This is a genomic window from Demequina pilifera, assembly GCF_048814985.1.
Taxonomy (GTDB): domain Bacteria; phylum Actinomycetota; class Actinomycetes; order Actinomycetales; family Demequinaceae; genus Demequina.
In genome coordinates this window covers 134,803-148,471 of sequence record NZ_JBMDTW010000005.1, presented here as the reverse complement: position 1 = coordinate 148,471, position 13,669 = coordinate 134,803, and the positions used below count along the sequence as shown (strand labels likewise).

The following is a 13,669-nucleotide window of genomic DNA, read 5'->3' as shown; positions in this document are numbered from 1 at the left end:
TATCGTGGGCACGTCAACCAGGCGATCTGAGGGGGTTGGGCATGGAGGCGCCGCGTCGGATCGCGCTCGTGGAGGATCACGCCCTCATCGCCCGTGGCTTCACGGACCTGGTCTCGCAGGCGCCCGATCTGGACCTGGTCGCCGCCGTCGGCTCGGTCACGGACCTCGCCGCCGTCACTCCGCCGCCCGTCCTCGTCGTGCTCGACCTGCGACTGGCCGACGGATCCACCCCGGCCCGCAACATCGCCGCCATCCACGCCCTCGGCGCGTACGTGCTGATCCACACCGGCGCGGAGGATCGCACGCTGGTGCAGGCGGCTGCGCGATCGGGAGCGCTCGGGCTGGTGCGCAAGTCCTCGGACCCGGCGACTCTGCTGGCGGCGATCCGGCGGGCCGTGCGGGGCGACGCCGTGTTCAACACGGACTGGGCGGCCGCGATCGATTCGGACGCGGAGCTCGCCAACGCCCGGCTGTCGGAGCGCGAACAGGCCGTGCTGAGCATGTACGCCTCGGGAGAGACGGCGGCGTCCGTCGCAGCCGCGCTGGGCATCACCCGCGACACCGTCACCGACTACGTCAAGGCGATCCGCCGCAAGTACAGCAGCGTTGGACGGCCGGCCGCCTCGCGGGTCGACCTCTACCGCCGCGCCGTCGAGGACGGCATTCTCGAGTGAGCCGCGACATCCACACCGCGGGGGCGCGCATGGAGCGCGTCGTTTACACCGCATCGGGAATCGGCGCCATCGTGTTCGGCGCGCTGCTGTTCGGCGGCCCCAGCGGATTCGTCGCCCAGCGCGCTCAGCTCGCGCCCTGGTTCTGGTTCACCTCGCTCGCGTTCGCGGTGCTGCTCCCACTGTCGCTGATCGCCATCACTCGACTGTCCGTGCCAGCGGCGCGCATGATCGCCCGCACGTCGGTGGTCGGATTCATCGCGTCACAGCTGCTGTGGGTGCCGGCCATGACGGTGCCCATGCTCGCCGACCACGGGGACCCCTGGCTCCAGGGAATCAACGCGCTGCCCTCCACTCTCGCCGTGGTCGCGTGGCGCGGCGGATGGGCGTGGGCCGTGCCGCTGGGGCAGGGCCCGATCGTCGCGCTCGTGCAGATCCAGGCGAGCGAAGGGCCCGCGCTGGACGCGGTCCTCAACGGTCTCGGCGCGGTGCTGTTCTGCTCCATCCTGGCCGGCACGGCCTTCGCAGTGGTGCGTGCGGCGGACGCCCAGGACGAGGCGAGCGAACGCGCTCGGGCGCAGGCGTCGATAGACGCACGCCGCCGCACCCGCGAGCAGGAGCTCGGGCGGATCGACGCCATCGTTCACGACGACATCATGTCCGTCCTGCTCACGGCCTCACGCTCCGACCCCTCTCCTGATCTCGCGGTGCAGGCACAGCGCGCCCTCGACGCCGTCACCGAGATCGCGGCGCCCGACAGGGACGCCCCGGCCGAGTACACCCCGAGCGAAGTGGTGGCGCTGCTGCGCGCGACAGCCGGAGAGGTGGTCCCGGACCTCGACCTCACCTACGAGCTCCGCGGGGCTGCGCATGTTCCCCGAGCGACGGTGGCGGCCCTGGCCGAGGCGCTCGCCGAGGCGCTGCGCAACGCACGCCGCCACGCGGGAGACGACGCGACGGTGCGCGCGAACGCGGTGCTGGACGACGACGCCGTGGTCGTCACGATCGAAGACGACGGACGCGGCTTCAACCCGGATTCCGTGGCGGCATCCCGGCTGGGGATCCGCGTGAGCATCGTGGACCGCATGGCCGCCGTCGATGGGGGCGCGGGATCGGTCAGTTCGCGCCCGGGGCGGGGCACGTGGGTCACTCTGATGTGGACGCGCCGATGACGGCCGCGAAGGAGACCGGCCCCATCGAGCGGGCCGACGTGAGCCGGCTGCTGTTCCTCGACACCACCCCGGCGCGGCTGCTGCTCGTGCTGTTCGTGGTGTCGAACGTCGTGTTCACCGTCGCGACCGCTGGCGTGCTGGAGAACCACTGGCCCGCATACGCCGCCATGGCCATCGTGAACGCGGCGTCGGTGCTGCTCGTGCGGGTCCACCCCGATCCGTTCCCGGCCCGCGACACCGCCCTCGTGATCGCGGCGGTGGTCGCCTCCAGCGCGCTCGTCTCCATGGCGCTGCCCGATGACGGGGAGCTGGGACGCGCGACGTGGCACCTGGGCTCGAACACCTGGCTGCTGTTCTTCCTCGCGGTGAGGCGCCGGGCGTGCTTCGCATGGCTCGGCATGGCGCTCATGATGGCCGTGACCGCAGCGTGGGGAGCACACTCCGGCCGGGGCGCCCTGACCGGCCCGACGATGCTCGACACTCACATCGGCATCCTCGTCGTGGCCACGCTGTTCGCCCTCATCCTGAGGCGCACGTCGGCACGCATCAACGCGCTCAACGAAAGATCCGTCGCATCGGCAGCGGACGCGGCGGCGACGGACGCGGCGCGCGAGGTGCGGCGCGTACGCGTCACCGAACTCGCTGACGTGGCGGTGCCGCTGCTGCATCGGATCGCGGAGGGCGGCGCAGCCGACGACGCCATGCGGCGAGAGTTCGCGTTGACGGAGGCCCTGCTGCGCGACAGCGTGCGCGGACGCTCCCTCGCCGTCCCCGCCGTCGTCGAGGCGGCCTCCGCCGCGCGCCGGCGAGGCGTCGAGGTCACCATCCTGGACGACCGAGGAACCGCCCCTGGGGACGGCGAGGCGCTGGGCCGCATGGTCGACGCCATCGTCGAAGCCCTGTCGCGCGCTCGTGGCGGCCGGGTGACGGTTCGACTGCTCCCCTCCGGCCGCCCGGCCGCGCTGACCATCGTGGCGGCCCACGGCGACCTGGTGGAGCGCACCGCGCTGGATGAGAGCGGTGCGCCCACCGAGTAGCGGACCGCGCTAGCTGAGGGCCTTGGCCTTGAGGGCCAGATACTCGTCCTCGTCGATGGTGCCGGCGTCGAGCAGTTCCTTCGCGGCCCTGATCTGGCCGGCAGGACCGCCGGCCTCGGCCATCAGCCCCTTGGTGTACTCGACCTGCGCTGCGCGCATCGCCGTGGCATCGCGCACGTCCCGCCGCGCCATGTCCTTGCCGCGCGCGAGCAGATAGACGATCGAGCCGATCACCGGCAGCACCACGATCAGCGCGATCCAGGCCGTCTTGCTCCACCCGCTCAGACTCTCGTCCCGAAACACGTCGACGATGATCCTGATGACGACGACGAAGAACGAGATCACGATCATGAACCACAGCGTGTAGAAGATGATCGAGATGAAGTTCTCGAAGAATTCCATGGCAGTCTGCCCCCCTTGACCGGCACTGCGGCGGCTCGGCGAGCTGCAGTCTGTGCCGATGGATCACACGCTAGCGAGCACCGCAGACCCGCGCGCGGGGAAGCAGAAGCGAGGGTCGAACTACCCGAGAACGAGCCGGCGCAGCGTCGTGAGCGGCACCATGCCGTGGCGCAGCACACGGTCGTGGAACTCACGGACGTCGAACTCCGAGGCGGTCTCCGCCTCAGCCCTGATCGCCTGGATCTCGCGACGGCCGATCATGTACGCGAGCGCCTGCCCTGGAAGCCCGATGTAGCGGTCGACCTCGCTCGTGATCTGCTGAATGCTGAGCGGGCAGTGGGCCGCCATGTAGTCGATGGCCTCTTGCCGAGTCCACCGCAGCGCGTGCAGGCCCGTGTCGACCACCAGTCGACACGCGCGCAGCGAATCCGCGGCGAGCATGCCCACGCGTGACAGGTCCGAGGTGTACAGGCCCATCTCGTCCGCGAGCCGCTCGGTGTACAGGCCCCACCCCTCGAGGTAGGACGTGACGTGGAGGTGGCGCAGCACGGGGTGGAGATCGGTGGACTCCGCGTGCAGGGCGAACTGCAGGTGATGACCCGGAATCGACTCGTGATACGTGATCGCCTCAAGCTCGTAGGTCGACCATGCGCTCGGGTCGGAGGCGTTGAAAAAGAACTCGCCGGGCTTCGAGCCGTCGACCGCGGGCGGAGAGTAGAACGCCACCGGGCCGGAGGTGATCGCGCTCGCGACGCAGGCGGAGCGCGGCACGTGAGCGAACCACTCCGGCGCCGCCTCGTTCGCGCGCTCCAGCGCGGCGGTGGCGTCGCGGACGATGTCGTCGCCCGATCGGTAGTGCATCTCGGTGTCGTCGCGCAGGCGCGCGTAGATCTCCGCGTTGTCCGTGGTGCCCAGCAGCGGGCCGGCGAGCTCTCGGTACTCCGCCTCCAGCGCCTCAACGACCTCCAGGCCGAGCTGGTGCACCTCCGCCGGCTCCAGCGACAGAGTGGTGTGCGCCCACACCAGGTCCCGATAGTGCTCGAGCCCTCCCTCGAGGTGCACGAGCCCTGGGTGGTCGTCGTCGCGACCGCGCTCTGCGAGGGCGCGCAGCGCCTCGGCGTACCGGCGCAGCGCCGGCCGCACCTCGGTCTCGACGATGCCCACCAGGGCGCCGGACCACGCCTCGGGGTCCGACAACTCGGTCGGCGGCGCCTGCGCCGCAAGCGCATCGCCACCCGAAACCGGCTCGCCCAGGTATGCCTCGACCGCATCGGCCGATGCCGACAGGTGACGCGACAGTCCGATGCGTCCGTCGAGCGCGGCGGCCTGGACCGCGGCCACGAGGTCATCGAGCAGGGTGCCGAGAGCGCTCATCTTGCGCAGGTACTGCTCGCCGTGCTCGTCAGTGCGCAGCGGAAATCGGCTGACGAACACCATGGCGAGCGGCAGCAGGCCCATGGCGGGGTTGATGGCGTGAAGCTCGGAGCTCCACTGGAGCTGGTGAGCCTCCGAGCGCGCGGTGAAGGCGATCGCGTCCCGCAGCGCGATCTGCATGGGGTCGTGGTCGTCGATCGCGACCGCATCGGCACGCTCGGCGAACTCCCGCAGCCGGTCCTGCCGCTGCGCGACGGCGTCCGGCGCCACGTCCTCCCACTCCTCGAGGTGCTCGAGAGAGCAGTCCCACAGGTGACGGTTAATGTCGGTGGCCTGGCGATAGGCGTAGTACTCGTCTGCGAGGGCGTTGAGGTCGCTCATGCACACGACTCTAATCGCGTCGGGACCGTCGCGGGAGTGGCCGGAGATGACAAAGGCCCCCACCGCGTCAGCGGTAGGAGCCAAGGTCGTGAGCGCGCCCGGAGGGATTCGAACCCCCAACCTTCTGATCCGTAGTCAGATGCTCTATCCGTTGAGCTACGGGCGCACGGCCGCTCGGGCCGAGTCACGAGTATACAGGTTCACCGGGCCCCGCCCGTCAGGGCGGAATCCGGATCTCGTGGCGGAGACGGTGGGATTTGAACCCACGGATGGGTTACCCCATCACATCCTTAGCAGGGATGCACTTTCGGCCGCTCAGTCACGTCTCCCGATTGGTCCAGGACAGCGTACCGGTCGGACCGCACGCGGAGCAAAGCGGCCACCGTCCGCCCCGTCCGACCTGGCCTATGTCCGGCATCAGGCGACATGAGTGCCGGACAGGAGGTCCAGAGCCTCTCTAGGGGACAATGAGTGCCGGACAGGGGAAGCGGAGAGTGCGGGATTCGAACCCGCGGAGGCGGGTTACGCCTCAACAGTTTTCAAGACTGTCACCTTCGGCCGCTCGGTCAACTCTCCTGAGGCGCTCACGCGCCAGCCGTGCCATTGTGCCAGCCCTGCGGCAGTCCCGGTGAGACCACCGCCAGCTCGTACAGCTCGGACGCCTGCGCGAACTCCGCGTCATACGTGGCCACGGTGTCGATGCTGGGATGCGCGACGGCCGCGCCCAGGTGCAGGGCCGCGAAGGGCTTCAGCACCGCGGCGGCGTGAGTCGACACGGAGACGTTCTCGTCGGAGAAGCGGATCACCGGAATCGTGCGCCGCACCTGGTCCACGATGTCGTACGCCCGACCCTTGGTCTCGCGCGGGAACAGCTCCGCGGCCTGGCGCAGCTCGGTGAGCCCCAGCTGGGTCATCGCGACCTCGTCGATGCGCGGCACCACCCACGCGTTCCACTCGTCGAAGTACTTCACGCCCGGCAGGAACCTGCAGAGCGCGGAGCCGTCGAGATAGATCACGCGTCCAGACTATCGCCGTGCCAAGCGAGTGCACCGCCATGCGGAGACACTCGCCGTCGCGCGGCCCTCGGCGGGCGAGGGAGTCCTAGCGCTGCAGCTGCCGCATCGCCAGCTGGACCACCGCGATCAGCGCCTGCTTGGTCGCGGCCTTCTCGCGCGCGTCGGTGTACATGACCGGCACGCCCTGGGGGATTCCCAGCGCCTCGCGGACGTCCTCCAGCGTGTGCCGGGCGACTCCGTCGAAGCAGTTCACGCACACCACGAACGGGACTCCGCGCCCCTCGAAGTAGTCGACGGCCGGGAAGCACTGATCGAGTCGCTCGGTGTCGACGAGCACCACGGCGCCGATCGCGCCGCGCACCAGGTCGTCCCACATGAACAGGAACCGATCCTGGCCAGGGGTGCCGAACAGGTACAGCCACAGCGACCCGGGGAGCGCGATGCGCCCGAAGTCCATGGCCACGGTGGTGGTGGTCTTACGGTCGGTCACGCCGCCGGCGTCGTCGATCCCGAGGGACTTCTCGGTCATCGCGGCCTCGGTGTTCAGCGGATCGATGTCCGAGATCGACCCGATGAAGGTGGTCTTGCCCACCGCGAAGCCGCCCGCGATGACGATCTTGACGACGGTGGGGGCGACGGGGGGCGCGGGGGTCGCGACCGCCGCGTCAAAGGGCTGCGATGCCATCGAGGACACTCTCCAGAAGGCTCAGGGACAGGCCGCCGGACTCGTCATGAGTGGACGAGTCGTCGGCCGTTCCGCCGGTGTAGATAGTCAAGTGATTTTCTTCAGCAAGATCCGTCACCAGCACGCGGACCACGCCGAGCGGAAGCCGGGTGTGGGCCGAGAGCTCGGCGACGGATTGATATTGACCCGCAGCGAGCTGCAGGATCGTTTTCTTCTCAGGGGTGAGCCCCTTCAAAGTCTGTGGGTCCGAGCGGGACTCGACCAGCGCCTCCATCGGGAGGACCGTCGTCGCCGCGCTCACACGGCCGCCCGTGACTGCGTACGGGCGGACCCCGTAGGTCTCGTCGTCGCCGAAAGGCGTCGTCGCGTCTGTCATGGCGGCCGTCCTCCTCAGGAACGCGTGTGACCGTCGGTGGGAAGGTTCTGGCGCATCTCCGTGATGAGCTGCGGGGTCAGGGCGTTCTCCGTGCGCGAGACGAGCAGCGTCATCTCGTAGCCGACCAGCCCCACGTCGCACGTCGAGTCCGCGGCCACCGCGAGCACCGCGCCGTTCGAGACGCTCATGAGGAACAGGAACAGCTCGTCCATCTCGATGATCGACTGGCGCACCTCGCCCGCGCGCAGCTGACGCGCCGCGCCCCGCGTGAGGCTGGCCATCCCGGACACGACGGCGGCGAGGGTGTCGCCGCCGGTGCGGTCCAGGTTCTTGGACATCGCCATGAGCAGGCCGTCAGCGCTCACCACCAACGTGTGTCGGGTTCCGGGGACTGTCTGGACGAAGTTGTCCAGCAGCCATCCGAAGTTGGTGGCCTCAGTACTGAGCTCGGTCACTGCGTCTCCTTGCAATTGCCGCTCCGGGGACGGAGCGAGTTCTCGATGGTCGGGTGGATACGTGCGCAGGCTCTCATGACTCGGAGGCCTCCGCGGGCTCAGTCTGGCGGTCGAAGGCCGCGACGTCGTCACGCGCCCGCTTGGTGCCGGAATAGAACGAGTTGAAGCGGCTGCGCACAGCGTCCGCGTCGCGCTCGGCAGGGGCCAGCGACGCGTCCTCCTCGAGGGGCTTCACCTCCACCGGCTCCGCGTCGGCGGGGCGCCGGCGCTGGAGTCCCGCGCGCGTCTTCTCCACCTTGGGCCGCTCGGATGCGAGCGAGCTGAGCTCCGAGAACACCGCGCTCGTCAGGTCCGCGCCGCCGTCGTTGTTGTCGGGCTGGATCACCGGCTGATAGGTGGTCGCTCCCTCGGGCTCGGCCGCCTCGAGCGCACTCGCGCCCGCCGCCTCCCATCCCGAGGCCTGGGCGAGCTCATCGGGGGTGTAGGCCGATGCGCTCGCGGTTGCCGGCGGTTCCGCGGAGGCAGCGCTCTGCGACGCCTCCCACGCGTCCGCCTCCGCGCTGTCGCCCGCATCGGGCGCGAACGCCTGCGGCGCCGCGTGCGGCTCCTGCCAGTCTTCAGCCTGCTCCGCGGGCTGCTCGGTTTCGGGACGCTCCCACCACGGAACGTCCTGGTCGCTGGGCTGTGCGCCCTCGTCCGGCGCGGCTTGGGTGGGCGCGGCGTCGCGCGGCTCGGCCGTCGCGTCGGGCGAGAAGGACGTCGGCCCGGCCGATGCGGCACTCACCTCATCCGTGCGCTCGGCTTCGCTTCCCGGCGCCGATGCGGTCTCGGGGGCGGACTGCCACGACACCGGCGGCGCTGGCTGGTCGCCTTCCGGGCGATACGCGCCGCCATGGGCGGCTGCGGGTGCACTGGGCACCGAGGCCGGCGCATCGGTCGAGGCCCACTGCGCGCCCGCGACGTCGGTCGCCGGCGCTGCGGCCTTCGCGGCTGCGGACTCACCGCGACGCCCGCGTCCGAACAGCCGAGAGAAGAACCCGGGCCGCTGCTCGGTCTCCTCGTCGACCGCGCTCTGGATCAGCTCATCGAGGCTCGGGCCCTGCTCTCGCACGTCGTCAGCAGGCGCGGCGTCGTGGGCAGGTGCGCGGTCGTCGAGCGGGACCGCGCCCGCCATCGGCGTCGCGACCTGCGGCTCGCCAGGCTGGTCCGCCGGCTCGTGGCCGACCGCGTCGCGCTCCGTGTCGTGGTCCGCTGCGGCAGCCTCGGGACCCGGCATGAAGCCACGGGCGGGCGAGGTGTGGTCGAGGGGCTCCTGACTCGGAGCGGCATCGGACTGCCACGGCATCGGCGCTTCGCTCTCGGCCGAGGGTGCGTCGTGGTCGCTGGGGGCGGGGTGCTCCGCTGGATCCTCCACCAGGGAGACGTGCTCGACCCCGCCGTACGGAGCCTGCGCCATTTCGCCATCCGCCGCGGCGTCGTAATCGGGAGCGGCGTCGTGCTCGTAGAGCGGCGCTGGCTCCTCGTCCTCGTCAGCCTCGAGAGAAGGCACCACGAAGGGCCCGTCGAAGCTCGCGGGAGCGGCATCGTCGTGACTGTCGTGGGACTCGTCGTGCTCGAACACAGGCGTGGCCGGGGACTCCTCTGCGGCGTGCGCGGGGGCGCTGTCCGGTGCGGCGTCGAACTTGGGCATGCGGAACAGCGGCAGCCCGTCGCTCGCGGCCGGCGTCGTCGACTGACCGTCGCCCGCCTGCGCCGCGTCACCCGCAGGCGCGGCGTCCTCGGCAGGCGCGGCGTCCTCGGCACGGGCGCCGCGGTGCCGCTCGCGCCGGGAGAAGAACGCGACGGCGCCGGTCGCTGCGGGAGCCTCGGGGACGCCTTCCGGCTCAGCCTCGGCAGGTGCGGCGTCAGCCGGTTCAGTGTCGGCAGGCGCGGTGTCGCCCGATTGCGGGCCGCCGGTCTCGGCGGCGCCCCAGTGGGGCTCGCTGAGGTCCGTGACTGCTCCGTCCTCGACCGCGCCGTCCTCGTATGCATCCTCGTCGGGCTCGAGCGCGGGGATCGCGTGCTGTTCGCGGCGCGGAAGCTCGGGAGCGAAGGTGGTCTCGGGAGCCGATCCCACCTCGTCCTCGGTCTGTCGGCGCGAGCGGAACCCTCGGAACATGGAGGAGCGCTGCTCCGGAGACTGCGGGGCGATCTCGGTGGGTGAGATGGACGGGGTGAAGCCCCCCGCCTGCTCCGCCGCGAGCGCCGACATCTGCGCATCGGTGGCGCGCGCGGGCAGTCCGACGATGGACGTCCGCTCTTGCGACTCCTCCGCGGAGGATGGCGTGTCCCGACGCCGGCGCGAGGGCAGGCCGGACGCCGATGTGCCGCTGGTCAGCTCCTGCGGGTCGTTCTGCTCCGCGGCCGGAGCGGCCGCGGCATCCGCCGCGATGAGGGCGTCGATCGAGTCGGGGTCGGCCGCGTCCACGTCTCCCCTGCCGGCCAGAGTCGCGCCCTCCTCGAGCGCGGTCGGGATGTAGGCGGCGGTGCCCGCACCCTCCGACATCTCCGTGTACTCCTCGGATGCGTCGTGGGGGACGAGGGCCGTGGGTGCCTGGGTGTCCTCGTCCAGGGCGGGCGACGCCACATGACGCGGCGCCGTCTCCTCGTCGCGCGCGAAGAGCGCGCGCGGCATCGCGATGATCGCGAGGGTGCCTGCGCCCTCCTGCGACTGGAGCTCGATGCGGGCTCCCACGCGGCGGGCGATCCGTCCCACCACGAACAGTCCCAGTCGCTGCGCTCCGAGGATCTCGGACGCGGCGGTCGAGTCGACGCGGTTGTTGGCGGCGGCGAGCTCCTTCTCGGTCATGCCGATTCCGGCGTCCTCAATCTCCACCACATAGTCATCGCCCCGCTCGGACGTGCGCACCACGACTGCGGTGTCGGGGTCGGAGAAGACGGTCGCATTCTCAAGCAGCTCGGCGATCATGTGCGCCACGATCAGCGCGGAGTGCCCCAGCATGGGCGGGTCCGCGTCGAGTTCGAGCTGCACGCGCTCGTACGCCTCGATCTCGGAGGACGCGGTGCGGACCACGTCCGACAGCGGCATCGGCCGGCGCAGGCGACGCCCAGTCTCGATCCCGGCGAGCACCAGCAGCGACTCCGAGTTCCGGCGCATCCGCGTCGCGAGGTGGTCGAGCGCGAACAGCTTGGTCAGGGTCTCCTGATCATCCTCGGAGCGCTCCATCTCGTCGATCGAGGACAGCTGGCGGTTGAGCAGCACCTGGTCGCGACGCGCGACGTTGACGAACATCTCCGAGATCGAGCCGCGCAGCGCGGCCTGCTCGCCCGCGATCGCGAGGGTGGCCGCGTTGACGCCGTTGAACGCCTCGGCCAGGCGCCCCACCTCGTCGGACGACTCGACCGGGATCTGGACCTCGGTGACGTCGACGGTCTCGCCGGGCATCGCCACACGCTCCACCAGTCGCGGAAGTTCCTGACGCACCGCGGTCGCGGTCGTGGTCAGGCGCCGCAGCGGGCCGATGATGCGCCGCGCGATCAGCAGCGCGACGACGACCGAGACGATGATGACGAGCACGGCGACGGCGATCGTCAGGAGCAGCTGGGTCACGGCGGCCTGAGTCACCGCGGCCGAGCGGTTCTCGATCTCCGCGAGTGTCGCGTCGCGGGCAGCCTCGTACTGTTCAGCTTCGGCCTCGACTGCGGCCGCCCACACCTCTGGGTCCTCTTGAGCGACCGAGAAGTCGAGACCGCTCGAGATGCTGGTTCGGGTGGACACGAAGGAATCGGAGCGGTCCCCCGTCAGTTCCTCCGAGGCGCCGAACGGCGGCAGGGCCCGGTCGTCCCCGAGAGCGACGGCGGATGACTGCGCCCGCTCGAGAGCAAGGTCGGTGCGGAGCTGGTAGTCCTGCAACAGGTCGATCTCGCCGCCGTCGGGCGCGAACGCGCCCACGCGGATGACCCGCTCCGCGAGCAGGCCCTCTCGCAGCACGCGCTCGTCGAGGGCCGCCAGATCGCTGTAGGCACGCAGCGTCTCGATCAGCTGCGGGTCGGTCACCGCCACCACGACGTCGTCCGCGGCGCCAGAGACCTGGCCGAGCACGGCGTCGTAGTAGCCGGTCAGGCTGGCACGGAGAACGCTGAGCGACCTGGTCGAGTCACGGGTGGACTCCAGGTTGTCGAGAAGGTCCCGGCTCTCCAGCAGCGATTCCACCGCCGCCTCGTTGCGCTCGTCGGCGGCGAGCTGCTCCGCGCGGCCGAACAGCCCGGTCACCGCCGCGTCGACCTCGGGGTAGACGTCCTGCAAGGCCTGCTGCCAGCGCGCCGGCTCCACGTACGCCGCCTGGGCGGCCTCGTTCTCGGCCCGGATCTGCGAGGCCAGGGCCTGCAGCTCCTCCGCCACGCCTGCAGGCGCGTCGTCGGCGATCGCCTCGACGCCGGTTGCGGCGGACTCGTATCCCTCGGACATCGCGGTGGTGGTCGGCTCGTCCGGGAAGGTGGCCCACTCTCCCGTGACCGCGGGAACGACCTCGACCGCGCGCTCGGACTCGAGGATCGCGGAATTCGCCGTGGACCCGAGCACGTCGACGATCCGCTCGCGCAGCTGGGCGGCGCGATCGTCCTCCTGCTCCTCGGCGTCGGCCGCAGGCTCCAGGCCGTCGATCGCCGCCGTCACGTCGGCGAGCGCCCAACCGGTGGCGCTGACGGCCTCCGTGAGCGCTTCCGAGCCGTCGTCCTCGCTCGACACATAGTTGATCGCGGCGCGGCGCTCCTCTTGGAGCACGTCCTCGAGAGTCCTGGTCTCCGCGAGAGTCTCCACGAGTGACGAGGTGTTGCGCGCCGCGCCCAGGTCCTGCGCCGACCCGAAGGTGATGAAGCCTGCCGCGAGCACGAGCACAAGAATGGGCACCGCGACCACCGCGAGGAGCTTCCCGCGGATGCTTAGCCTCTGGAGCATCTGTTCTCTCCCTCATGTGCCGCCACGCGTGCGGCGTCCGGTTTCCGGACACGCTTCCATGCGCCTGGACCCCCGAGTTATCGGCCTCCCTGCCAAGAACCTGAAATCCTGGGGACTGCTATGTGGTGAGACGCTACATTGGCGCGGCCATGACGCGAAGACACGGGAGCAATAGTGTGAGAATCGCCACTTTCCACGGTCACGGTGGACCGGAGACGCTCGTGCTCGGCGAGGCCCCTGAACCGCGGGCGGGCCGGGACGAGGTCCTGATCCGCGTGCGCGCGGCGGGCGTCAACCGCGCGGACGTCCTCCAGCGCGAGGGCCGCTACCCGCCTCCGCCAGGGACGCCTCAGTGGCCCGGGCTCGAGGTCGCGGGCGAGATCGCCGCGATCGGCGATGCGGTGACGCGCTGGAACGTCGGCGACGCGGTGTGCGCCCTGCTGCCCGGCGGCGGATATGCCGAGGTCGTCACGGTGGACGCCGGGCTGGTGCTTCCCGTCCCGCCGGGCCTGACCATGACCGAGGCGGGAGGGCTCATGGAGGCGGCGTGCACCGTCCAGTCCAACCTGCAGGCGGCCGATGCGCGGGCGGGGGAACGCCTGCTCGTCCACGGCGGCTCGGGCGGGGTGGGTCATCTCGCGATCCAGATCGGCGCCGCGCTCGGGCTCGAGGTGTGGGCGACCGCGGGCGGCTCCGATCGGGCAGATCGGTGCGCGACGCTCGGCGCGCACCCCATCGACTACCGCAGCGACGACTTTCAGGCAGTCATGAGCGAGGCGGGCGGCGCCCACGTGATCCTCGACGTCGTGGGCGGCGCCTACCTGTCACGCAACGTCGATGCGCTGGCCACCGGCGGCAGGCTCGTCGTCATCGGCATGCAGCGCGGAGCGCGGGCGGAACTGAACCTCGGCACGCTGCTGACCAAGCGTGCCCGGGTGATCGGCACCACGCTCAGGTCGCGCCCGCTCCACGAGCGGCGCGCGATCGTCGCGGCGGTCGAGGAGCAGGTGTGGCCGCTGGTGCCGGAGTCCGTGCGACCGATCGTCCACGCGACCGTGCCGCTGGAGCGGGCGAGCGACGCGCATCGGGCGCTCGAAGGCGGCGAGGTGTTCGGAAAGGTCGTGCTGACCACGGACGACTGAG

General features: G+C 70.8%; 11 protein-coding genes and 3 tRNA genes. 4 read left to right on the top strand and 10 right to left on the bottom strand.

Going from position 1 to position 13,669, the window contains the following annotated elements; translation table 11 throughout:
• Positions 1-41: 41 nt before the first annotated feature.
• From ACNI14_RS10535 to ACNI14_RS10525, 3 genes are read left to right on the top strand one after another with little or no spacing between them, the layout of a single operon-like run.
• A complete protein-coding gene (locus ACNI14_RS10535; protein WP_420519982.1) occupies positions 42-674 on the top strand; it encodes a response regulator transcription factor in 633 nt (210 codons plus the stop codon).
• Positions 671-1,843 (top strand): sensor histidine kinase, encoded by a 1,173-nt coding sequence (locus ACNI14_RS10530; protein WP_420519981.1) that lies wholly within the window; start codon positions 671-673, stop codon positions 1,841-1,843. Before ACNI14_RS10535 ends, ACNI14_RS10530 begins: the two co-directional genes overlap by 4 nt.
• A complete protein-coding gene (locus ACNI14_RS10525; protein WP_420519980.1) occupies positions 1,840-2,880 on the top strand; it encodes a DUF8320 family protein in 1,041 nt (346 codons plus the stop codon). The genes ACNI14_RS10530 and ACNI14_RS10525 overlap by 4 nt, the downstream gene beginning before the upstream one ends.
• A 9-nt stretch (positions 2,881-2,889) precedes the next feature.
• On the opposite strand, the gene ACNI14_RS10520 is transcribed toward ACNI14_RS10525, so the two are convergent.
• The 10 genes from ACNI14_RS10520 to ACNI14_RS10475 form a co-directional block, all read right to left on the bottom strand.
• The gene (locus ACNI14_RS10520) at positions 2,890-3,282 is read right to left on the bottom strand and encodes a PLDc N-terminal domain-containing protein (protein ID WP_420519979.1); all 393 of its coding nucleotides are present in this window, start codon (positions 3,280-3,282) and stop codon (positions 2,890-2,892) included.
• Positions 3,283-3,402: 120 nt separating this feature from the next.
• A complete protein-coding gene (locus tag ACNI14_RS10515) occupies positions 3,403-5,037 on the bottom strand; it encodes a DUF885 domain-containing protein (RefSeq protein WP_420519978.1) in 1,635 nt (544 codons plus the stop codon).
• 93 nt (positions 5,038-5,130) lie between these two features.
• Positions 5,131-5,203: transfer RNA gene (locus tag ACNI14_RS10510), tRNA-Arg, on the bottom strand.
• Between the two features lie 73 nt (positions 5,204-5,276).
• Positions 5,277-5,366: transfer RNA gene (locus ACNI14_RS10505), tRNA-Ser, on the bottom strand.
• Positions 5,367-5,525: 159 nt separating this feature from the next.
• Positions 5,526-5,613: transfer RNA gene (locus ACNI14_RS10500), tRNA-Ser, on the bottom strand.
• 8 nt (positions 5,614-5,621) lie between these two features.
• Positions 5,622-6,053, bottom strand: coding sequence for a hypothetical protein (locus tag ACNI14_RS10495; RefSeq protein ID WP_420519977.1), 432 nt, complete (start codon positions 6,051-6,053; stop codon positions 5,622-5,624).
• A gap of 85 nt (positions 6,054-6,138) precedes the next feature.
• Entirely contained in the window at positions 6,139-6,738 is a 600-nt protein-coding gene (locus ACNI14_RS10490) for a GTP-binding protein (RefSeq protein ID WP_420519976.1), read from the bottom strand.
• Positions 6,719-7,114 carry a DUF742 domain-containing protein gene (locus ACNI14_RS10485; protein ID WP_420519975.1) on the bottom strand — a complete coding sequence of 132 codons (396 nt, stop codon included), beginning with the start codon at positions 7,112-7,114 and terminating at the stop codon, positions 6,719-6,721. Before ACNI14_RS10485 ends, ACNI14_RS10490 begins: the two co-directional genes overlap by 20 nt.
• Positions 7,115-7,128: 14 nt before the next feature.
• The gene (locus ACNI14_RS10480) at positions 7,129-7,569 is read right to left on the bottom strand and encodes a roadblock/LC7 domain-containing protein (RefSeq protein ID WP_419390187.1); all 441 of its coding nucleotides are present in this window, start codon (positions 7,567-7,569) and stop codon (positions 7,129-7,131) included.
• Between the two features lie 73 nt (positions 7,570-7,642).
• On the bottom strand, positions 7,643-12,526 hold the full coding sequence (locus tag ACNI14_RS10475; RefSeq protein WP_420519974.1) for an ATP-binding protein: 4,884 nt from the start codon (positions 12,524-12,526) through the stop codon (positions 7,643-7,645).
• 176 nt (positions 12,527-12,702) lie between these two features.
• Between ACNI14_RS10475 and ACNI14_RS10470 the strand changes: the two genes are divergently transcribed.
• The gene (locus ACNI14_RS10470) at positions 12,703-13,668 is read left to right on the top strand and encodes an NAD(P)H-quinone oxidoreductase (protein WP_420519973.1); all 966 of its coding nucleotides are present in this window, start codon (positions 12,703-12,705) and stop codon (positions 13,666-13,668) included.
• Position 13,669: the final 1 nt, after the last annotated feature.